Source organism: Clostridium sp. DMHC 10 (genome assembly GCF_001270375.1).
GTDB lineage: Bacteria > Bacillota > Clostridia > Clostridiales > Clostridiaceae > Clostridium_S > Clostridium_S guangxiense.
Map to the genome: position 1 here is coordinate 2661201 of NZ_LGVB01000015.1, position 23633 is coordinate 2684833.

Sequence of the window (23633 nt, forward strand, 5' to 3'; positions counted from 1 at the left end):
CGAAAAACACACTGTAAATGATATTTTACAATAAAATAAATGCTAAATTGTTTAAATAAAGGATTATAAAGATTCACGTCAAAATTCCGTAGGTACGGAGGAATTTTTTCCTTGCACTACCGTGGGGGTGAAGTAACAATGCTGAAGGAACGGTTTAAAAAAATTCTAATAAATCTTGGTTTTTCCCCTGTTTGTATTTCTTTAAAGACTAACATAATTCTCTCATGTTTTTTTACCATCAGAAGAAGCTCCTTTTTGCTTTAAATATAACATATAAAAATATATTTAAAAACAAAAAAATTTTGGATTTTTATAAAATCCAAATTTTTTTCTTTAAGTTGATGACATTGAAAGCCCAAGCCCCGCGTAGGTTTACTTAAATACTCCAAAGGTGTAGCCTTGGCTTTTAAGGTATTGTATTATTGTTGGAAGAGCCTGTACAGTAGTAGTCTTCGCAGGTGCATCGTGCATCAATAAAACCACAATCTTTTCTCCTCTTACATCGTTTTTTACATGATTTATGAGGTATTCTACAGGTTCAAGATTTCTATCTGCATCGCCCGTCATAGCATTCCAGTTAAGGAACCTATAACCGTTTTGCTTTACTGCATCTCTATAAGGTTCAAGCCTTTTTTCACTCTCAAATGCACCTCCGGGAAATCTCATAAATTTTGAGATGTATTTATCACCAACTATGTTTCTAAGTATTCTATCACATTTGTTTACATCATCTATAAAACCTTGAGCAGATCCTCTGTATCTTAGTGGATGACTATAGGTATGGTTAGCTATAGAATTTCCTTCCTCTACTTCTTGTCTTACAAACTGGGGATATCTCTCTGCATTTTGACCAATTAAAAAAAATGTTGCATTTATATTATTTTCTCTAAGTATATCTAATATTTTTCTTGTATTATAAGATGGTCCATCATCTATAGTCAGGTATACTATCTTCTTCTTACTATCTTTTTCAAGTCTCCATGGTTCAAACTCTCCTGGCTCACTATTAACCTTAAACACCTCCATTCCACTTCTTACATTAGTTTTATTTTCTTTTTTTACTACCTTTTTAACTTGGACATTTTTAACTTCCGCATCTACCTTGGATTTTTCACTATAATATCTTCCAAATTGAAAAAAAGCTTTCCAACAACCTACAGCGATAAAACAGGTTAAGACAATAAATATGATTCCTTTTTTGTTTTTCAATAAATTCACCTTCTATATGCAAAGTATAACTAAAGGGTTACCGTACCGAAACTTAAGTTATACATGTTTCAAAATGCATGTTCTAGGCATTATGATGCATGTATAACTTAATAGTTGAGTCGGTAACCCTATAAAGATAAACCACCCTGAAACTTAAAATTTACTTGTGCCAAAATGCCGTCTTCTGAGCATTATTGTACAAATTAATTTCAATAGTTGAAGCGAATTATCTACAGAGAAACTACTTTAAACTTAATTTATATATCTTGTTTCAACTATTAATTAAAAAAATTATAAAACTCATATAAATTTATAGTTAAACTTGTTCCACATATATAATACCACTCAACATTATAATAAATATGTACAAATTTATTACAATATAATTACAACATAATAAATTTGATGTTATCCAACATAATTAAAAAAATCACAATGCAAATACTATACTTTTTTTCTAGCTTTAAAATGAAACACAAATAAGTATGGCTATTAAAGTATCTTTAATAACCATACTTAAACTGGCTTTATTATATTAACGAACAAAAATTAAAATTTTACATTATTTTATTTTCGTATATAAATTTACAGCATATATCATGTTAATTAATGGAGATTCTGAATTTTCAAGTTCCCTGGCAATAGACATTTTACTGCAGCTTTCTATAAACTCCATAATGCTCCAATACCTCAATGGCTTTAACACATCTATAATTCCCTTTTCCCTAGTTGGAATTATAAAACTTACTACTTTTCTTTTGGCATCTTTATCACCTATTATTTCGTCTCTATATTCTTCAATAAGTTTAGCTGCTTTTTTAAACACCATCGATGCTTCTCCACCATTAAACTTACTCCATAAAAGTAACAGCATAGCTCTTATTATTTTATTTTTTTCATTTATATTTTCAATTATAGGAAAATCCTTATTTTCTCTACATAATCTATATAGATATACAATTTTTAAGGTAACGCTAAAGTTATTCCAATTCTTTTCGATGAAGTCCCAATTAAGCTTCCATAACATTTCTAATTTATCATACAATTCAATATTATCAAACATTATGCTTTCTACACATTGTTTTAATAATTCTATATTATCTTCATCTCTTAATAAATTTACTTTTATAGCTTGAGGTCTTCTATTTTTATAGTTCAATCCTTCCTCAAAGCTAACAACTCTACCCTTAGTTAGTTCTCCTACATTACAATGAATATGATTTTTATTAAAATATATATCTTCCTGACCATCTCTCATTATAAATCCAAAATCATTAAACTTTTTTTATTCTAGGATTATATCCGCCAAACCATTTTATGATTCCTATATTTCTACTTTTTTTTGTTTACAATAACTTTTCGCATATCACCTATCATATACAGAGAGCCACATACAAGAATTAAATCTCCATTTTCATAATACGAAACAGCCTTATCATAAGCTTTGTCATATTCCCTTTCCCACTCACAATTTGCATTATATCTTTTAACCACATTACATAAATCCTCTGCAGTTTCTGCCCTATCATTATTAGGAGCAACTGTTATAACTTTATATGCATTTTTAGCTATTATTTCAACCATATTCTCGACTTGCTTATCAGCCAATATACCAAGTATTAATATTATTCTATTGTATTTAAAATAAGTACGCATGCTATCATCTAATTTTTTAATTCCATCAATATTATGTGCACCATCAATAAGTACAATTGGATTAGTACTTATTATTTCAAGTCTCCCTTTCCATATAACGCTGGAAAAGTGCCTTTGTTATATGTTCCTTTTCAATTTTAAGCCCCATATCCTTAAGCTTTTCTGCTGCATAAACCGCAGTTGCACAATTTAAAAGTTGATGAGTTCCTAGAAGAGAAAGCCTGATATCATATTCATTTTTTAAAGTTTTTATAATTATATGCTGAAAATATTTGCTTCCTTCTACCTCAGTTTCTATATAATGAGCAGAATTCTCCCCAACATTTATAATGTCCACATTTTTATTCTTAGCAACATCATTTATTATATCATTAGCTTCTTTTACTTGAGGATATAAAATAAGTGGAACCCTTTCCTTTATTATTCCTGCTTTCTCATAGGCTATTTTACTTAAAGTATCTCCCAATATATTCATGTGATCATAGCTTATAGACGTTATTACCGTTAAAATTGGTTCTATTACATTGGTGGCATCAAATCTTCCTCCAAGCCCAACTTCAATTACTGCGTAATCTATTTTTTCAATATAAAAATAAAGGAAAGCTGCGCAGGTTATTATTTCAAACTCTGTAGGATATTCCTTGCTTTCTTTTTCAACTTTTTCAGCAGCTTCTTTAACTTTTTCTATTATATTGCACAATTTCTCTTTAGGAATATTAACTCTATTTATCTGTATTCTCTCTTCAAATTCCTCTATAAATGGTGATGTATACATTCCAACTTTGTATCCTGCATCCATTAAAATCTCCGATATCATTGCTGTTGTAGATCCTTTTCCATTTGTACCTGCTATATGTATACATTTGAGTTTCTTATGGGGATTATCTAAAAACTGTAAAAGTTTTTCTATTCTTGAAAGTCCCAAAACACTTCCAAATTTCAAAGTGCTGTGTATGTAACTCATAGTTTCTTCATAAGTCAAAAAAATCACCACCAAATTATATAATAATAAGTATATAGGCATACACCCATATACTTATTATATTGTAATAAATATTAATACATTTTACAAGGTATTTATTCTTTCTTCTACAGCGTTAAGCATCTTTTCATATTTTTCGCCTTTTGCCTTTTCTTCATCAACAACTGCTGCAGGTGCTTTTGATACAAATCCCTTATTAGAAAGTTTTTTATTAACTCTTTCAATTTCCTTAGTTAATCTTTCCTTTTCCTTATTTAATCTTTCAATTTCTTTCTCTCTATCTATAAGATCAAAAAGAGGTAGGAATATTTCTGCTCCTTTTGTAACTGCTGATACAGCATTTTCTGGCACATCATTTTTTGACTTTATAAACATAACTTCTACTGCAGAAGCTAATTTTTCGAAATAACTCCTTCCTTCTTCAAAAGCTTTCTTAGTCTCATCTCCTGCAAGTATTATTACCTTAGCTTTCTTTGAAGGTGGAACATTCATTTCGGCTCTTACATTTCTAATAGCTTTTATAGCTTCTATTACATAATTCATAGCCTCCTGAGCAGTCCCATCATTAAGCTTTTCATCATATTCCGGCCATTTAGAAATACTTATTGATTTACATTCACCACCAAGATGTTGATATATTTCTTCAGTTATATAAGGCATAACTGGGTGAAGTAATTTAAGACCTATTGTAAGAACATTATAAAGCACATTAAAGGCAACACCCTTAGCCTTTTCATCATCACCATACATTGCAGGTTTTACAAGTTCTATATACCAATCACAAAATTCATTCCACATAAAATCATAAACTTTTTGTGCTGCTATACCAAGCTCAAAATTTATCTATATTTTCAGTTACTTCCTTTGCAAGACTATTAGCCTCTGACATTATCCACTTATCAGCTAAAGTATACTCCTTGCAATCCTTGTATTTTTCCATTATATTCTTATCGAGATTCATTAATACAAATCTAGATGCATTCCATACCTTGTTTGCAAAATTTCTCGCTGCTTCAACCTTTTCAGTTTTATATCTTATGTCATTTCCTGCTGAATTTCCTACTATAAGAGTAAACCTAAGTGCATCAGCACCATATTCATCTATAACATCAAGTGGATCTACTCCATTTCCAAGTGATTTTGACATTTTTCTTCCTTCTGCATCTCTTACAAGTCCATGAATATATACATTTTCAAAAGGAATATCATTCATATTGTGAATTCCTGAGAATATCATTCTTGCTACCCAGAAGAAAATTATATCGTAACCTGTAACAAGTGTGTTTGTTGGGTAAAAATAATCCAAATCTTCAGTTTTGTCTGGCCACCCCAAAGTTGAAAAAGGCCAAAGTGCCGAACTAAACCAAGTGTCAAGAACATCTTTATCTTGCTCAATATTTTTGCTTTTACATTTACTGCACTCGCAAGGTGTTTCAACTGATACTGTTATCTCACCGCAATCCTTGCAATACCATACTGGAATTCTATGTCCCCACCAAAGTTGTCTTGATATGCACCAATCTTGAATATTTTCCATCCAATTATAATAAATCTTGTCAAATCTTTCTGGTACAAATTTAGTCTTTTTGTTTCTTACAGCTTCTATAGCAGGCTTTGCAAGTGATTCCATTTTTACATACCATTGTTTAGAAATCATTGGTTCAATTACATTCCCACATCTATCATGAGTACCAACGTTATGAACGTGTTCTCTAATTTTCACAAGTGAGCCTGCCTTTTTAAGATCTTCTACCATTAATTTTCTTGCTTCATATCTATCAAGTCCTGAATACTTTCCATAACCTTCTGCTATAGTTCCATCATTATTCAAAATAACTATTTCAGGGAGATTATGTCTCTTCCCAACCTGATAATCATTTGGATCATGTGCAGGTGTTATTTTAACTGCTCCTGTACCAAATTCCATATCAACATAATTATCTGCAATAATTGGTATTTTTCTACCTACAAGCGGAAGTATAAGAGTTTTTCCAACAAGATGAGTATATCTTTCATCCTTTGGATTTACTGCAACAGCTGTATCGCCAAGAAGTGTTTCTGGTCTTGTAGTAGCAATTTCAATACATTCATCGCTTCCTTCAACCTGATAGTTAATATGCCAGAAAAAACCTGATTGCTCTTCATATTCTATTTCAGCATCCGATAATGCAGTTTGGCATTTAGGACACCAATTTGTTATCCTGTTACCCTGATATATAAGACCTTCATCATATAATTTTACAAATACAGTTTTAACAGCTTTATTCAATTTTTCATCCATAGTAAAACTTTCTCTTGTAAAATCAGCTGAAACTCCCATCTTTTTAAGCTGAGTTCTTATTCTGCCTCTATATTCATTAGACCATTCATGTACTTTTTCTAAGAAGGCTTCTCTGCCAATTTCTTTTTTCTTAATTCCTTTTTTTAATAGTTCCTTTTCAACTTTAACTTCTGTAGCTATACTTGCATGATCTTCTCCTGGAAGCCATAATGTACAGTAACCCTGCATTCTTTTTGTTCTAATAAGAAAATCCTGAAGTGCATTATCAAGAGCATGCCCTAAATGCAGTTTTCCTGTTATATTTGGAGGTGGCATTACTATACTATATGGTTTTTTTGATTTATCTACTTTAGGTGTGAAAAAGCCCTCGCTTTCCCAATAATCATATATTCTTTGCTCAAATTCTTTAGGATTATACGTTTTTGCAATATTATTTGATTCATCCATATAAAAAATCTCCTTTCTTAATTGTGAAGTACATTGGAATTGTGTACTAAAAAATACAAATAAAAAAAACACAGCAATCCAAAAAGGACGACTGTGCGCGTTACCACCTTTATTCTTGAAATGTAACATTTATTTTCAAGCTCTCAATACATAACGGTGAGATTCACCGCTTCTATCTACTATAAATTTCAATAGAAGTGCTCCGAAGCTACCTTCAAAGTAATCCACATAGGAAGCCTTTCAGCAAGCTAACTTCCCTCTCTAGATGTTTTATACTTCTACTCCTCTTCATCTAAGCATCTTTATAAAATAACCATGTATATATTATAGACTATTTTAAACTTATGTCAATATATTTTAATATAAAATAGTGTAACACTTGTCTATTATTTTTTATACTCTAATATTAAGGTACTTAATTTACCACTTACGTGAGATTAGAAGAAGGTGTAAAAATTGAAAGAAAAAAAATGCCACACAAATGCTATTATAAGACTAGATGAATGTACTTTTCTTGGTAAAGGTCATAGTGGCAGTGTATATCTTATGAACGACGGCAGAGTCGTAAAAATATTTAAAAACCCAGAAACATGTAAAGAAGAATATTATGTATTAAAAAAGCTCATAAATGGTCCATATTATCCAAAACCATTTGAATTTCATAATCATTATATGATAAGGGAATATATCGGCGGAACAAATATATCAGAATATATCAATAAGCATGGTGTTTCAAAAAATTAATTATAGAGATCATTAATTTCCTATGTTATATAAAAGAAAATGGTTTTAAAAAAATAGATGTAAGATTTCCACATATATTTGTTCAAGAAAATACTTCAATAAAGGTCATAGATCCCAGAAATTCATATACCCAAAAAACCTATTACCCTAAACATCTCATTAGGGATTTAACAACCGTAAACTCACTCGATTTATTTTGGAATGTTTTAAAAGAAAAAAGACCTGACTTATTTAAAAAGTGGTATAGAAGAGTGAAAAAATAATATTTCCGCATATTAAATAAAGAGGTTATATCACTAAAATAATTATTTAATGATGAATAAAAAAGTTGTCAACCCTAAATCAGAGTACAGATAAGAGAGTACATTAAATGTCATATTACATTCGTTCAATAAGTTGAACATCATACTAGATTTTTTATATGACTTTAGATTTATTTGGCGTGAGGAGGATAAATAACCTTCACTATACTCTGTCATCTGTACTTCGTAATCTGATTTAATGGCTTAACAATTCTTATAAATTACGATTGAATTAATTTTTACAACAAATATTTACTTGTTTTACCTATTTCTAAAGGCTGCTATCTCTTGTTTTGAAGCTGTTTCAAGATTATTATCATTATTTAAATTCTTAAATGCTGTAGATAGCATAAGTTTTATTCTATTAAGCTGGTTGACTTCACTTGCACCTGGATCAAAATCTATAGGTGATATGTTAGCCTTAGGATACCTTCTTTTAAGTTCCTTAATCATACCTTTCCCAGTTACATGATTAGGCAAGCAGGCAAATGGTTGCATGCATATTATATTTTGTGTACCGCTTTCTATAAGTTCTACCATTTCTGCTGTAAGGAACCAACCCTCACCAGTCTGATTTCCAAGGGAAACTATATCAGACACTCCTTTTGCAAGTTCTTGTATAGCTTTAGGCGGCTCAAATCTTTTACTCTTAGCTAATGCAGCTTTCATAGGTTTTCTAAACCATTCTATAGCCTTAATCAAAAGATCACTAATAATTTTAGCTTTTTTTGAAGTACCTAAATACCTATTTTTGAAAGTCTCATTGTACGCACAATAAAATATAAAATCCATAAGATCAGGCATAACTGCTTCTGCACCTTCAGCCTCAATAGTATCTACAATATTATTGTTTGCTGTAGGATGAAATTTAACAAGTATTTCTCCAACAAGACCAACCTTAGGTTTTTCAACGGGATTTATTTCAAAATTATCAAATTCATATACTATATTATTAACATTATTTTTAAAGCTTTTAATTCTCACATTTTTAACATCTTCTTTGCAAATTTGAACCCATTTGTTATAAAGACTATTGGCAGAACCTTTTATTTTTTCATAAGGTCTTACTTTATATAAAACTCTCATAAAAAGATCACCATATAATATGGCTTTAATTGCTTTTATACCAGTTGAAACGGAGTAAGTAATTCCAGGGTTACTTTCTAGCTTCTGAGCACTTATTGCAATCACTGGTACATTCTCAAAACCTGCTTCCTTAATTGCTTTTCTTATAAATCCAATATAATTTGTTGCTCTACATCCTCCGCCAGTTTGAGAAATAAGAAGTGAGGTATTATTAACATCATATTTCCCTGATTTAAGAGCCGCTATCATCTGCCCTGTAACTATTATAGAAGGATAACATGCATCGTTATTCACATACTTTAATCCCTCATCAACACAATCCTTGTCAACAGATGGAAGCACATCAAGATTATATCCCTCGCTCCTAAGAGCTTCCTCTAAAAATTGAAAATGGATTGGTGACATTTGTGGACAAAGTATAGTATGTTTCTTCTTCATCTCTTTTGTAAAAACTAATCTTTTAGTAGGTTTATTTATTCTTTTAGGTTTCACATGATTAGCTTCTCTTTCAGCCATAGCTGCTTTAAGAGAACGAATTCTTATTCTTACAGCACCTAAATTATTTCCTTCATCTATTTTTATAGCAGTATATATCTTACCAAAATTCTGAAGTATTTCTTGTACTTGGTCTGTAGTTACTGCATCGAGTCCACAGCCAAATGAGTTTAATTGAATTAGTTCTATATTATCTTGTGTTGCAACAAAACTCGCTGCTGCATAAAGCCTAGAATGATATACCCACTGATCCACAACTCTAAGTGGCCTTTCAACATTTCCAAGCTGTGCAACGGAATCTTCAGTAAGTACTGCCATTCCATAACTTGTTATGAGTCTGGAATACCATGATTTATTTCTGGATCTATATGGTATGGCCTTCCTGAAAGAACTATACCCTTTTTACCTGTTTCCTTTAAATATTTTATAACTTCTTCTCCCTTTTTTCTTACGTCGCTTCTTACATTTTCTTGTTCATCCATGCCTTACTTACAGCCTCTTCTATTTCATTTTTTGAAATTCCAAATTCATTGAACTCCTCATAAAGTCTTTTCTTTAATTCTTCTTTATCATCTAAAGCCACAAAAGGATTTTTAAATACTATACTTTCATCTCTTAGTCCATCAATATTATTTTTAAAACTTCAGCATAAGAAGTAACAATAGGGCAATTATAATGATTATTAGCACCATTCTGCTCTTTCTTTTCATAAGGCACACAAGGATAAAATATAAATTTAATTCCCCTTTTCATGAGGTTAATTATATGTCCGTGACTTAATTTTGCTGGATAGCATACTGATTCAGAAGGTATTGTATCCATTCCATTTTCGTATATTTTCTTTGATGATCTAGGAGAAAGTTCAACTCTAAAACCAAGTTCTGTGAAAAATGTAAACCAAAATGGATAGTTTTCGTACATATTTAAAACTCTTGGTATGCCAACCACACCTCTTTTAGGATTTTTAAGTGGAGTATAGCCAAATATCCTTTTGTACTTATAATCATACAAGTTTGGTATGTCATTTTTCTTTATATCATTTCCAGCTCCTCTTTCACATCTATTACCTGTTATAAATTTTCTTCCATCAGAAAACCCATTTATAGTTAAAAGACAATTGTTAGCACACTTTCCACATCTCCTCATAGAAATCTCACTATTAAAGTTTTTAAGATCTTCTTTCTTTAAAATAGTAGTTTCATAGCCGCTAACATATTTTTCTTTAGCTATTATTGCTGCTCCAAATGCTCCCATAAGTCCTGCAATATCTGGTCTTACAGCTTCTCTTCCAGATACAAGTTCAAATGCCTTAAGTACAGCATCATTATAAAAAGTTCCTCCCTGAACTATCACTTTATTTCCGAGTTCTTCTGGATTTCTAACTTTTATAACCTTAAATAGAGCATTTTTTATTACGGAATACGAAAGCCCTGCTGATATATCTCCTACTTTAGCTCCTTCTTTTTGGGCTTGTTTAACTCTTGAATTCATAAAAACAGTGCATCTTGATCCTAAATCTACTGGATTTAAAGATTTGAGCGCCACCTTTGCAAATTCTTCAACAGTCATATTTAAAGACTTTGCGAAGGTTTCAATAAATGAGCCACAGCCTGACGAACATGCTTCATTTAAAGTAACAGAACTTATAACTCCATCATTTATTCTTATGCATTTCATATCCTGTCCACCAATATCAAGTATGAAATCCACACCAGGAAGAAAAAAATCGGCAGCTTTATAGTGAGCTACTGTTTCAACTTCACCAATATCTACGCACAATGCTGCTTTAATAAGTGCTTCTCCATATCCTGTAACAGCACTATTTACAATGTTAGCATCAGCTGGAAGTTTTTCATATAAATCTTTAAGTATCTTTATGGTAAGCTTAAGAGGACTTCCCTCGTTACTTCCGTAATAAGAATACAAAAGAGTACCATCTTTCGATATAAGTGCCGCTTTAGTAGTAGTTGAACCAGCATCTATTCCTAAAAAACATTCCCCTTTGTATTCTTCAAGCTTTTCAGTTTTTACTTTGTTTTTACCATGTCTCTCTTTAAAACTTACATAATCATTTTCATCTTTAAATAATGGTTTTAATCTTTGAACTTCATAGGTTTCCTTATTATTAAGCTTTAAAAGTCTTTTTTTAACTTCCTTAAAACTAATAAATTCTTCATTTTCAGCTGCTAAAGCTGCACCCATTGCAACAAACAACTGAGAATTTTCGGGAAAAATCACTTCATTTTCTCCTAAATTTAAAGTTTCTATAAATCTCTGCCTAAGTTCAGAAAGAAAATATAGTGGTCCTCCTAAGAAAGCAACTTTACCTTTTATAGGCTTTCCACAAGCAAGTCCACTGATAGTTTGATTAACCACAGCCTGAAATATTGATGCTGCAATATCCTCTTTTGCTGCTCCTTCATTTAAAAGTGGTTGTACATCTGTTTTAGCAAAAACACCGCACCTTGCAGCAATTGGATATATGCATTTATGGCACTTTGCAAGTTCATTTAGTCCAGCTGCATCTGTTTTAAGAAGCGTTGCCATTTGATCTATAAATGCACCAGTTCCACCCGCACATGTACCATTCATTCTCTGCTCAACAGCCCCACCAAAATATGTTATTTTAGCATCTTCTCCACCAAGTTCTATTGCAACATCAGTTTCTGGAATTAATCTTTCTATGGTTTTTGTGCAGGCAATTACCTCTTGTGTAAAACCAATATTAAGCCACTTTGAAACTGATAGTCCTCCTGAACCAGTAACCATAACTTTTACATTTTCATCTTTAAATTTATCATAAGCTTCTGTTATAACCTCTACAATAGTCGATTTTATATCAGAAAAATGTCTTTTGTATTTATTATATATAATATCTTCATTGCTATTAAGCATTACAATTTTTACAGTAGTTGATCCTACATCAAGTCCCAATTTAAAAATATTATTCATTTTTACCTTCCTATCACATAATTTTATAATACAAATTTTCTAATAGAATTTGTTTAAAATATACAATATATGGTGCTGTTATTTTTGTCTTATACCCTATTTTGCATTAATCAATATAATAGTCCTGCAAGCAAATTAATTATAACACATAAATTTATAAAACAACAAGATTATAATTACTATTTAAAAATAACTATTATTAAAAAATTTGTCCCTCTTTTTATTAATTTATCAAATTGTTTATGTTTTCGTAAGTTGAAGCATTTAAAAGTTAATAATTGAACTGTTAACATTATTAAATAAAATTCCATTGAATATTATTACATATTTTGGTTATAAATTATTATGTAAGAACTACTTTAATTAGGAGGAAATTATATGGTTTATTTCGATAAAGGCATAGAATATTACAACAAAAAAAACTACAAAAAAGCTATAGAAATGTATTGTAAGTCAATTGAGATGAAGGAAAATGAAACTGCTTCAATGTATAATGCTGCAGTTTGTTTTATAAAATTAAAAAACTATGTAAATGCAATTTCACTTATAAGAGCAGCTTTAGAAAGAAAAAAGGATAGTAAATACTATTTCAATTTAGGTTACTGCTACGCAATGCTTAAAGAAAGTAAACTAGCCTTAATATACTTCAACAGATCTTGGGCTCTTAATAATGATGACACAGAATGTGAAAAAGCAATAAATATCTTGCTTACAAAATTAAAGTCAGCTTAAATAAAACTTATAATAAGTGAAAGATCTTACCAAAGCTTTACGTCATTAAATCTTTCACTTAAAATAACTTTTCTCTACACCTCACCCATTATTCATTTTTACCACTCGCCTACAATTTTAGCATCTTTATGATCTATTGAAAACATAGTTTTATTAAAGTAATTTCCACCCTTCGCAAAGGTGGTATCAACATTTATCCATTTACCACTTTCCGGTATATATACTTGGTTCCATGCATGACTTACCCATGAAACCCCATTAAATCCTTGTCCAGTTATAAGCCTTACTTTAATATTGTTAGCCCTTGCCATCGCAACATACAAACAAGAATAATCAAAACATATACCCTTTCTAGTATTAAATGTATAAATAGCTCCTGATTTTACATCATAATCATTATTAAGAACTAAATTTGCCTTATTATAATCATACGATATATTGTTTCCTATCCAATCATATATCTTTCTTGCCTTATTTTCAGTACCAGTTTCGTTAAAAACAAGATTTCTAGCAAAATTGTCAATTTGGCTATTTGAAGCTACTCCTTCATCAAGAGTTACACCGTTATAATAAACAATGGTTCTTCCAGTATCTATACTGTTGCCAGAGGCATTATCACTAGGTACAATAATTTTATCCTTTTGTTTATATACAACTTTAAAAGAATTATCTATAATCGATGGTAATTTTTTAGCTAAATTTGAACTTGTAACTGGCAAAACTATTTGCTTGCATAAGTACCCATATACTTTAGATGCTTGTAGATATTTATCTAAGTTTTTATTTATATTTACCATAGATAAAATATTTAGTACAAACAATATTGTAATAAGATAGCATATTGACCTTGGTACTTGTACTACTGCACCTAATATCCTTTTTACAAAGCTATTTTTATTAGAAATCATTCTATCTATTCCATCAAATAATCTATAAAAAGTAATTTTATTTATAAAATTAAATGCCGTCCTAATAATAATATAAATTAAATACACTAATATAGGTATAACTACAAAATATAATACCATTGGTTTTTTTTCTATGAAGCTGTATACATTCGTCGGTAAAAACTTATATATCTTATTTATATTGCCAATTAAAAGTAATTTAGAATATCTTACCCCTATAAAGATTGCGGCTATAAAAGCTATGCTATTTACAACTCCTTCCCAATCCCTTTTAACATCATAGGAAGAAAACTTAAACAAAAATCCTTTTAAAAGTGGATATGCAAAGCAAACAACTATAAAAATAGTTACAGGATTTATTTTCAAATAAAATCATCTCCTACATTATTCAAAATCACTACTATTAAACAACTCATTTGAAACTAATTTTATTTCACTCCACGAATATCCTTTTCTAAGCAAATAGTCATATAGCTTTTTTTTCAATTTAACTAATTCTAAATTTTGCTTTTTAAGACTAATATACTTTTTTTCAGCAATCTTCTTTAATGAATTTATATATTCGTTCTTATCTTCATCATAAAACTCAAAGCCCCTATTTATAGAACTTTCATTTATTCCTTTTTTAAGTAAATTAAACTTTATTTTTTTCTTTCCATCTACTTTTAGTTTTTCCTTCATGTAACATTTTACATATTTATCATCATCTACAAAGTCATATTCTCTAAGAAAAATCATCACTCTATCGATTGCACTCTTATCAAAACCTTTTTTCTCTAATTTGCCTATCACTTCTTTTTCCGTTTTTAAAGTCCTCTCTATAGCTTTAAGTGCTGATTCTTTACAGTAAATATAATTATCCTCTTTGACTACTTCTTTAATATAATCTAAATCTATATCAGCACCTTTTTCTAAATTATATCTATATACTAACTCCATACTGCACGAAAAAGAATAATCCTCATTTATATATACATTTACTCTTTCTTTTTTATTTTTTTGTGCTTCAATTTTAGTTATAATATGCTTCAATCTAATCACTTTCCTTTGAGGTCAATATATGAATAGTTGGATCATTCAAAACTTTATTAGCAACTACCATTATATCATTGCAATTTACCGAATCTACATTTTTTATATCTTCCAAAAATTCATATATACTCTCTCCATCCAAACACTGATGAAGTGCATAATTTGACAAATCTGTAGTATCTTCTATTGTAGACACCACAGCAGTTTTAAGCACCTTCTTCATAACTGCAATAGACTTATCATCAATAAAATTTTTCTTATTTTTTACTTTTTCAAGACACCTGTCTATGCATCTAGCAGCATCATCAATATTGCTTTTTCTAACAGCCGTGTATATATACATTGTCTTTATATTTTTTGAAGTATTAAGTTCAGAGTATATATCATATGCAAGTCCCTTTTTTTCCCTAATCTCTCTAAATAAAATGCTGTTAGCACTTTCACCCAACTTATAATTAAGTATTTTTAAAGCCATTTCTTCTATCCTTGTTAAATTGTGAAATGTAAACATATATATTATAGTACTTTGCTCTATATCATTTTTATATGATATCTTCTTCAAAGGCAAATTTTTTTCAGCTAAAACACTTCTTTTTATTATACTTTTTTTATTCCAGTTGTCAAAATATTTTTTTACATTGAGTATAACTTCTTCATGTTCTATATTAGAAACTACAACAATAGAGCAGTTATTAGGAGCATAATACTTTTTATAAAACTGAATTATATCCTGTCTGGTAAATTTGTTTATATTTTTTTCACTGCCTATAGTATCATATTTTAGCGGTCCATTTAAAAATCCAATTTCATGAATCTTATTAAAACTATAATCTTCAATATCATCCTTTACACTTCTAATTTCGGATAATATTACCTCTTTTTCTTTATTGAATTCTTCTTTATCAAAAACAGCATTTTTTATCATATCAGAAAGAAGATATAACTTCTGTTAAATTCTTCATTCAAAGCAGTTACACTATATACTGTACAATTATAGTCAGTATATGCATTGTATTCTCCCCCAAGTTCTTCAAATGCCTCGTTTAACTGTTCATTATTCATATTTGATGTTCCCTTAAACAGCATATGTTCAATAAAATGTGATATACCTTTTTCCTTATCATCTTCATAAATTGATCCTATTTTAACTCCAAAATGTAAAGAAAATAATCTAGTATTTTTTTTGATGGATATAATTTGGAGACCATTCTCCAGTTCAAAGCTTTTTAGATCTAAAATGTTTTCTTCCATAAAATCTCCCGTCTATTGATGAGCCACTTTAACTGCTGAAATTTAAGCTTTAAATGGATCATCCATCCAAACACAAATTAAATTTTTATATTTTCATAGATAAATTATACTCTAAAATAGTACATACATTCAACTATAGATAGACAACTTGAAACTTTAAAATTGCAATCTCCAAATTTATCCTGATAAACTGGAATTTGTCGAGCTGAGTGAAGGGTTTTAATTCGCCCTGCTCATTAAAAAACTAACTTTTTCACTTATGTGAAAACCAAAAGTTAAGGTGATTTTTTCTTGCGCTCCGCTGCAGGAAATTTTTAATTTAAATTAAAGATTTTCCGTAGAGAACGGAAGAAATCATCATTAACTTTTTTTACTGAAGGTAAAAAAGTTCACTTTTTTTAACAAGCGGCGCAAGTTAAAACCCTTCACTTAGCTTTTTTCGCCTTCTTTTTAGGCGAAAAAAATTAGTTATTGCTTCACAATTTTTATAAATTATGACTTAATATATTTAGTGCGACAGCTCCATTTTTAAAGATAAAATTTGCAGCATTTATACCAGCTTTGTATGCTTCATCAGCAATACTTTCTACATAATCATGCTGATGAATAACATTTCCGCAAGCAAAAATTCCACTTACACTTGTTTCCAAATTCATATCTACATAGGGTGAACCTGAAATCTTTGAAAGTGAAACATTTGCCTTTATCATTAGCTCATTTTCTGGTGAAAATCCTAATGCTAAAATAAGAGCATCACATTTCATGAACTTTGCACTATCTTTAATTACTTCATTATTTTCATCTAACTGAGCCACATACACTCCTTCAATTCTTCCATTACTTTTTATTTTTGTTACTGTATTCTTTGTTAAAAGTGGAATATTAAAATCTCTTAAACATTCCTTTTCATTCTTTTTATTACCAACACATCTGTCTCCTCTTTCAATTACAGCCTTAACCTCTGCCCCTTCTATAGTCATCCTCCTTGCAAGTATAAGTGCAATATCCTCTGATCCTAGTATTACAGCATTATTTCCAGGCATATATCCTTCTATATTAATAAACTTTTGTGCTGTTAATGCAGAAAAAATACCAGAGCAATGTGTTCTATGAAAAAATATATTACTTTTTGTTTTTTCTCTAAATCCTACAGCAAATATTACAGCTTTTGCTTTTATTTCAAGTACTCCATCACTTTCATTTACAGCTGTTATATTCATCCTATTATCCATATCAATTACTGTCGTATTAACTTTATATTCTATTTTCATATCTATAATTCTATTTTTTAGTTTATTTGCATATTCAGGCCCAGTAGTTCTTTCATCACCAAATCCATTATGTATGCACTGGTTTAAAATTCCTCCAAGCCTATCTTCTCTTTCAATTATAAGAATATTTTTAACTGCAGCTTCACTAGCTGAAATTGCAGACATGAGCCCAGCTGCTCCCCCTCCTATAATAACCAAATCATATCTTGTCATCGACACCCCTCCATACACAACAATTCTAGCCTAACTATATAATTTTTTCAATAATAAAATATACTTTTCTTTATATGTTAATAATATAGTTTAAGATTATTAATATACTTATTTCTTTTTTCTGGTATAATGTATATAATAAGCAATTTATAGTTGTAAACGTGAATATTGGAGATGATACTTATGATTAAATGTTCAGTATGCAAAAAAAATGTAGCTGTTATATTTACAAATAAAATTGTAAATGGAAAACAGGATTTAGTTGGATTATGCCTTCCATGTGCAAAAAAAATGGGCATTTCACCTTTAACTCAAATGGTTGACACAAAAGATATGAAAGAAGAAGATTTTGAAAATTTAAACGAACAAATGAATGAAATGCTTGGAAATATAGATTTAAATAAAATTATATCAGATGAGTCTGGCAACTCTATAATGAATCTTTTTAACAATGCTATATCAGGTGAATCTCAAGATATACCTGAAGAAGAAAAGTCTTCTGAAACTACTACAAATAAAAAAGATTCTAAGCCAAAAAAGGCTAAAAGGAAAAAGTATCTTGATGCCTACGGTACTAATTTAACAGAAAAAGCTAAAAATAATAAAATTGATAAAGTAATTGGCCGTCAAAGAGAAATTGATAGAGTTATTCAAATTTTAAATAGAAGAACAAAAAATAATCCTATATTAATAGGCGAAGCTGGTGTAGGAAAAACTGCTATAGCTGAAGGTTTAGCTGTTAGAATATCAGAAAAAAAGTTCCTGTAAGATTTTATGATACTGAGGTTTACCTTTTGGAACTTAATTCAGTAGTTGCCGGAACTCAATTTAGAGGACAGTTTGAGGCTAGAATGAAAGGCATCATAGATGAGGTAAAACAGTATGGAAATATAATTCTTATAATTGATGAAATTCACAACATCATAGGAGCTGGAAATGCAGAAAGTGGCTCGTTAAACGCTGCAAATATCTTAAAGCCATCGCTTGCCAAAGGTGAACTTCAAGTAATTGGTGCTACAACAATAGAAGAATATAGGAAATATATAGAAAAAGATTCTGCACTTGAAAGAAGGTTTCAACCTGTATTTGTAGATGAACCTTCTCCTGAGGAAACTATTGAAATATTAAAAGGCATTAAAGGTTATTACGAAGATTACCATAAAATAATAATACCAGATGAGATAATAGATGCTGCTGTAAAATTATCTGATAGATACATTTCAGATAGATTTTTGCCAGACAAAGCAATTGATGTAATAGATGAAGCTGGTTCAAGAGCTAATCTTAGGAATAAAGGCCTTGTTGAACTTGAAGCTTTAAATGAGGAAATGAAAAAAATAGAAGCTCAAATAGAAAATGCTTCTCAAAACAATGACTTTGAAAAAGCTGCTGAATTCAAAGTTGAACAATGCAGAATACAGGATAAAATAGATAACTTTAAAAATCAATATAAAAATATTGTTCTCACTCTAGATGATGTTGCCTCCGTTGTAGAATCATGGACTAAAATTCCAGTAAAAAAGATAACAGAAATTGAGGCCGAAAAAATTTTTAAACTTAGAAGAAAGACTTCATAAAAAAATAATAGGGCAAAATGAAGCTGTATCAAGCGTAGCAAAGACTATAAGGAGAAATCGTTCTGGATTTAAGAAATTAAGAAAACCCGCTTCTTTCATTTTTGTTGGTCCTACTGGGGTTGGTAAAACAGAACTTGTTAAAACCTTAGCAGAAGAATTATTTGAAAATAGTAATTCATTAATAAGAATTGACATGTCTGAATACATGGAAAAGCACACAGTATCAAAGCTTATAGGAGCCCCTCCAGGATATGTTGGATATGATAACGGCGGACAGTTAACTGAAAAAGTAAGGCGTAACCCTTATTCTGTAATACTTCTTGATGAGATTGAAAAAGCTCACCCAGATGTGTTTAATATACTTCTTCAAATCCTTGAGGATGGTAGACTTACAGATAGTCAAGGTCGTACAGTTCACTTTGAAAATACAGTTATAATAATGACTTCAAATGCAGGAACAAGTTTAAAATCAAATGGTATTGGTTTTACAAGAGATAATTATGTTTCTCTTTCAAATAGAGTTGATGATGTTTTAAAAGAAACTTTTAGACCAGAATTCTTAAACAGAATAGACGAAACCATAATTTTTACAGAGTTAAATAAAACAGAGTTAAAACAAATCATAGACTTAATGCTTAAAGAAATTTTAAGAGAAGGAAAAGAAAAAAATATTGATATAGAAGTTTCTGATGATGTAAAAGATTTTATCTTGGAAAAAGGATATGATAAAAAATATGGTGCACGTCCATTAAGAAGAACTATACAGAAATATATAGAAGATGAACTTGCAGAACTTTATTTAAAAGGTGAATTTAAAGATGTTAACCATATAAAAATATCCATGAAGGATGGAAAAGTTAACTTTGAGTAAAAATAATAGGGTGCTTAACACCCTATTATTTTTCTGCTTATTAAAAATCTCCGTCACAAAGCTTTACAAGTTTTTCTCTTATCAATTCTGAGTCAACCTTAAAAAGAATGTCTATCTCAATTGTAAAACATTTTATAAGCTCTTTATATTCTTTCATATATGGATAGTCTTTAAGTGCTCCACACTGCATAATCTCAAGATGCTTATTTATTCTAGTTTCATATTCAGATAGCTTGTCTATTTGTGAGTAATAGTTAAAAAATTGCTGCATTTCTAATCTTGTAAGCTTTGATGAAATTTTAGCAAAAGCTTCAATCCAATTTTTCATGACTGTTATACTGCTTATTTTTACAAGAGTGAACCGTTTATTTTTAAAAAGTCTATTTGTCCTTTCCATATCTGCTTTAATAAGTCTGGAATAATTTCTTATACTTTCTCTAGATTTTATATCACTTATTTTTTTAGCATAACTCATCCTAGCCCAAACAGTAAGAAAACATCCCATTGACATACCTATAATAGTACAGTAAAAAATTGTTTTTATTGATATATATGCTTTTCCTAAATTTTTATAATATATATAAGGGAACACACTTCCAATCAAAAGCACAATCAAAATCATTACCCATACTATTATAAATATGTGTTTTTCTAAAAATCTGTAAATCCTATAAGTCTTTTGCTTTCTATAACTTCTTTTTTCGCTGCGTTTTTTTATATTTAACTCAGCTACCATATGTATTCATCACCTCTTAAATACTCTATAATGGTATATCTCTAGTAATACAATACATATTATAGCATAATTTCCGTTTTTTTACAATAAGTATTTTATCTTTCGCCTAATTTTAGGTTTGGAATTGCATTTATGTCAAAAGAAGCTGTCCTCCCTTTTTTATATTCAAAATAAGCTGCACTGGCTATCATTGCTCCATTATCTGTACACAAGATTGGTCTTGGCACCATTACTTTTATTCCAAGTTTTTCTCCTTCTTGTATCATTTTTTCCCTTAAAAATGAATTTGATGCCACTCCTCCTGCTACTGCTATTCTATTAACCTTTTTAATTTTACAAGCTTTCATAGTATTATCCACAAGAAAATCAACTACAGACTTTTGAAAAGAAGCTGCAACATCTTTCTCACTTATATCCTCATTTTTCATCTTTTTTGTATTTAAGTATCCAAGCACTGCTGATTTAAGTCCACTAAATGAAAAATCAAGAGAATTATCATGAAAATTTGCTCTTGGGAATTTGATAGCATCCGGGTTACCTTCTTTTGAAACTTTCTCTATTTTAGGTCCTCCTGGATAACCAAGTCCAATTGCTCTTGCAATTTTATCAAAAGCTTCCCCTGCCGCATCATCTCTTGTTTGCCCTATTACTTCAAACTCTCCGTAATCCTTCATATAAACTATAAACGTATGTCCTCCCGATACAACTAGGCACATAAATGGTGGCTCAAGTTCAGGATATTCTATGAAATTTGCACTTATGTGCCCTTCTATGTGATTTACACCTACAAAAGTTTTATGTGCAGAATAAGCAAGCCCTTTTGCATATTGAAGTCCAACTAAAAGTGCTCCAACAAGCCCCGGTCCATATGTAACACCGACAACATCTATGTCATCTAATGTCATATTTGCATCACTAAGTGCTTTTTCAACTACAAAAGAAATATTTTCAATGTGTTTTCTTGAAGCTACTTCCGGCACCACTCCACCAAATTTCGTATGAATATCTATTTGAGATGATATTACATTTGATAAAACCTTTCTTCCATTTATAACAATCGATGCAGCAGTTTCATCACAACTGCTTTCTATTCCAAGTACAACTATATCCTTTTTCATTAAAATTTCCTCCAAATTACTTTGTAAGCAAAACCAGCTAATCTAAAACTATGTATGCACTATAATTTTAAAGTATAAATATTTTAAATGCTGCAGTGGTTTCACTTTTATGCACTTTATATATTTTATCACAATGAAAAAGTCTTATAAACCTTATACAATATAAAAAGATTCCAAAATACTATTACTTCGCCTAAATTCGGTTGGCTTAATCTAATTCTTCACCATTTGTAGCTATGACTTTCTTGTACCAGTAAAAGCTTTTCTTTTTTAACCTACTTAAAGTTCCTTTTCCTTCATTATCCTTATCTACGTATATAAAGCCATAACGCTTTTTCATTTCACCAGTTCCTGCGCTTACTAAGTCTATACAACCCCAAGTTGTATATGCGATTAAGTCAACTCCATCTATTATGGCCTCTTTCATTTGCTCAATATGCTCTCTTAAGTATTTGATTCTATAATCATCATTAATGGAACCATCCTCTTCAATCGTATCAACAGCCCCTAAACCATTTTCAACAACCATTAATGGAATTCTATATCTATTATAAATATTATTTAAAGACCATCTTAATCCCTTAGAATCAATTTGCCAATCCCAAGCACTTGCTTTTAAATATGGATTTTTTAATCCAGTTGAAACATTTCCTTTTGATTTATCCTTATTTCCTTCAGCACTTACGCAGTTTGAACTATAATAGCTAAAAGTATAAAAATCAACACAACCTTCTTTTAAAACTTTATCATCATTTTCTTCCATAGCTATGTTTATATTATTTTCTTTAAAATATCTTTTTGCAAATCCTGGGTATTCTCCTCTTACCTGTACATCCGAACATAAAAAGTTATTAATATTATCCTTTTCTTGAGCCAGAAGTAAATCGTCTGGATTACAAGTAAGTGGATATGTACACATGTAAGCTATCATACACCCTATTTTAAAATTATTATTTATTTCATGTCCTAGTTTTACCGCCTTTGCACTTGCTATAAACTGGTGATGAAGTGCTTGAAATCTAAGCTGCTCATCATCAAACTCTATATTATTAAGTTCTCCATTTCCTTTTGGCATAATTGCTCCACCCATAAATGTTCCAAAAGGTGTCGTCAAACAATTAATTTCATTAAAAGTAAGCCAGTACTTTACAACATCCTTATATCTATTAAAAATAACATCACAGTATCTAACAAAAAAATCCACTAGCCTTCTATCTGCCACCCATTGTACTTCTTAGTTAGACTAAATGGCGCCTCATAATGTGATATAGTAACCAAAGGCTCAATATTGTATTTTTTAAGTTCCTTAAATACGTTATCATAAAACTTTAACCCTTCCTCATTGGGTTTATCATCATCCCCATTTGGAAATATTCTTGACCACGCTATAGACAACCTAAATACTTTAAAGCCCATTTCAGCAAACAGTTTTATATCTTCTTTATACCTATGATAAAAATCTATACCCTCATGATTTGGATAATATTCATTTTCATCTAAAACGGGAGTAATTTTTCTAGAAGTTGTATGAGTTCCACCAGTTAAAACATCAGCACCACTAAGCCCTCTTCCGTCCTCATCATATCCACCTTCAAATTGGTTAGCTGCCGTTGCCCCACCCCATAAAAATCCATCTGGAAATCCATTAATTAAATGTTGCATAGCTCTTCCTCCTAATTTAATAAATATATTTCGTAATATATATTATCATACATGTTAACCGTTTTCATTGCAATAGATTTAATAACATTACTATATAAAATTTGTATA

At 30.1% G+C, this 23633-nt stretch carries 9 protein-coding genes, 6 pseudogenes and 1 other annotated feature; of the genes and pseudogenes, 3 read left to right on the top strand and 12 right to left on the bottom strand.

All coding sequences use genetic code 11. The features are described 5' to 3' along the window. Positions 1-372: 372 nt before the first annotated feature. From AGR56_RS14855 to AGR56_RS14870, 4 genes and pseudogenes are all read right to left on the bottom strand, one after another. Positions 373-1209 carry a polysaccharide deacetylase family protein gene (locus AGR56_RS14855; protein ID WP_231015273.1) on the bottom strand — a complete coding sequence of 279 codons (837 nt, stop codon included), beginning with the start codon at positions 1207-1209 and terminating at the stop codon, positions 373-375. A 562-nt stretch (positions 1210-1771) separates the two neighbouring features. Next, entirely contained in the window at positions 1772-2467 is a 696-nt protein-coding gene (locus tag AGR56_RS14860) for a hypothetical protein (RefSeq protein WP_053242884.1), read from the bottom strand. Between the two features lie 74 nt (positions 2468-2541). Next, positions 2542-3847 (bottom strand): annotated as a pseudogene (locus AGR56_RS14865) (folylpolyglutamate synthase/dihydrofolate synthase family protein). 84 nt (positions 3848-3931) lie between these two features. Then, positions 3932-6575, bottom strand: a pseudogene (locus AGR56_RS14870) (valine--tRNA ligase). An 80-nt stretch (positions 6576-6655) separates the two neighbouring features. Continuing rightward, positions 6656-6879, bottom strand: a binding site (T-box leader). A 152-nt stretch (positions 6880-7031) separates the two neighbouring features. Between AGR56_RS14870 and AGR56_RS22125 the strand changes: the two are divergent. Further along, complete coding sequence (locus AGR56_RS22125; RefSeq protein ID WP_242851470.1) at positions 7032-7319, top strand: hypothetical protein; 288 nt, start codon at positions 7032-7034, stop codon at positions 7317-7319. Between the two features lie 563 nt (positions 7320-7882). Here the strand turns inward: AGR56_RS22125 and AGR56_RS14880 are convergent. Further along, positions 7883-12154, bottom strand: a pseudogene (locus AGR56_RS14880) (acyl-CoA dehydratase activase-related protein). Positions 12155-12532: 378 nt separating this feature from the next. Here AGR56_RS14880 and AGR56_RS14885 point away from each other — a divergent pair. Continuing rightward, entirely contained in the window at positions 12533-12886 is a 354-nt protein-coding gene (locus AGR56_RS14885; protein WP_053242885.1) for a tetratricopeptide repeat protein, read from the top strand. Positions 12887-12984: 98 nt separating this feature from the next. Here AGR56_RS14885 and AGR56_RS14890 read toward each other — a convergent pair whose 3' ends face one another. From AGR56_RS14890 to AGR56_RS14905, 4 genes and pseudogenes are all read right to left on the bottom strand, one after another. Beyond that, positions 12985-14160, bottom strand: coding sequence for a transglutaminase-like domain-containing protein (locus AGR56_RS14890; protein WP_053242886.1), 1176 nt, complete (start codon positions 14158-14160; stop codon positions 12985-12987). A gap of 18 nt (positions 14161-14178) precedes the next feature. Next, positions 14179-14826, bottom strand: coding sequence for a recombination regulator RecX (recX, locus tag AGR56_RS14895; protein ID WP_053242887.1), 648 nt, complete (start codon positions 14824-14826; stop codon positions 14179-14181). A gap of 1 nt (position 14827) precedes the next feature. Continuing rightward, a pseudogene (locus AGR56_RS14900) lies at positions 14828-16077 on the bottom strand (pitrilysin family protein). Positions 16078-16562: 485 nt separating this feature from the next. Further along, positions 16563-17561 carry an NAD(P)/FAD-dependent oxidoreductase gene (locus AGR56_RS14905; RefSeq protein ID WP_053242888.1) on the bottom strand — a complete coding sequence of 333 codons (999 nt, stop codon included), beginning with the start codon at positions 17559-17561 and terminating at the stop codon, positions 16563-16565. 183 nt (positions 17562-17744) lie between these two features. Between AGR56_RS14905 and AGR56_RS14910 the strand changes: the two are divergent. After that, positions 17745-20009: pseudogene (locus tag AGR56_RS14910) on the top strand (ATP-dependent Clp protease ATP-binding subunit). A 40-nt stretch (positions 20010-20049) separates the two neighbouring features. Here the strand turns inward: AGR56_RS14910 and AGR56_RS14915 are convergent. The 3 genes and pseudogenes from AGR56_RS14915 to AGR56_RS14925 form a co-directional block, all read right to left on the bottom strand. Further along, complete coding sequence (locus AGR56_RS14915) at positions 20050-20745, bottom strand: hypothetical protein (protein ID WP_053242889.1); 696 nt, start codon at positions 20743-20745, stop codon at positions 20050-20052. Positions 20746-20840: 95 nt separating this feature from the next. After that, the gene (gene tsaD, locus AGR56_RS14920; RefSeq protein WP_053242890.1) at positions 20841-21863 is read right to left on the bottom strand and encodes a tRNA (adenosine(37)-N6)-threonylcarbamoyltransferase complex transferase subunit TsaD; all 1023 of its coding nucleotides are present in this window, start codon (positions 21861-21863) and stop codon (positions 20841-20843) included. 208 nt (positions 21864-22071) lie between these two features. Then, positions 22072-23525: pseudogene (locus AGR56_RS14925) on the bottom strand (6-phospho-beta-glucosidase). Positions 23526-23633 lie beyond the last annotated feature (108 nt).

Bases quoted from the DNA above. Each gene is read 5' to 3' on its own strand.
- AGR56_RS14860 (WP_053242884.1), bottom strand. From the start codon at position 2,467: ATGAGAGATGGTCAGGAAGATATATATTTTAATAAAAATCATATTCAT.
- AGR56_RS14885 (WP_053242885.1), top strand. From the start codon at position 12,533: ATGGTTTATTTCGATAAAGGCATAGAATATTACAACAAAAAAAACTAC.
- AGR56_RS14905 (WP_053242888.1), bottom strand. From the start codon at position 17,561: ATGACAAGATATGATTTGGTTATTATAGGAGGGGGAGCAGCTGGGCTC.
- AGR56_RS14915 (WP_053242889.1), bottom strand. From the start codon at position 20,745: ATGGTAGCTGAGTTAAATATAAAAAAACGCAGCGAAAAAAGAAGTTAT.
- tsaD (WP_053242890.1), bottom strand. From the start codon at position 21,863: ATGAAAAAGGATATAGTTGTACTTGGAATAGAAAGCAGTTGTGATGAA.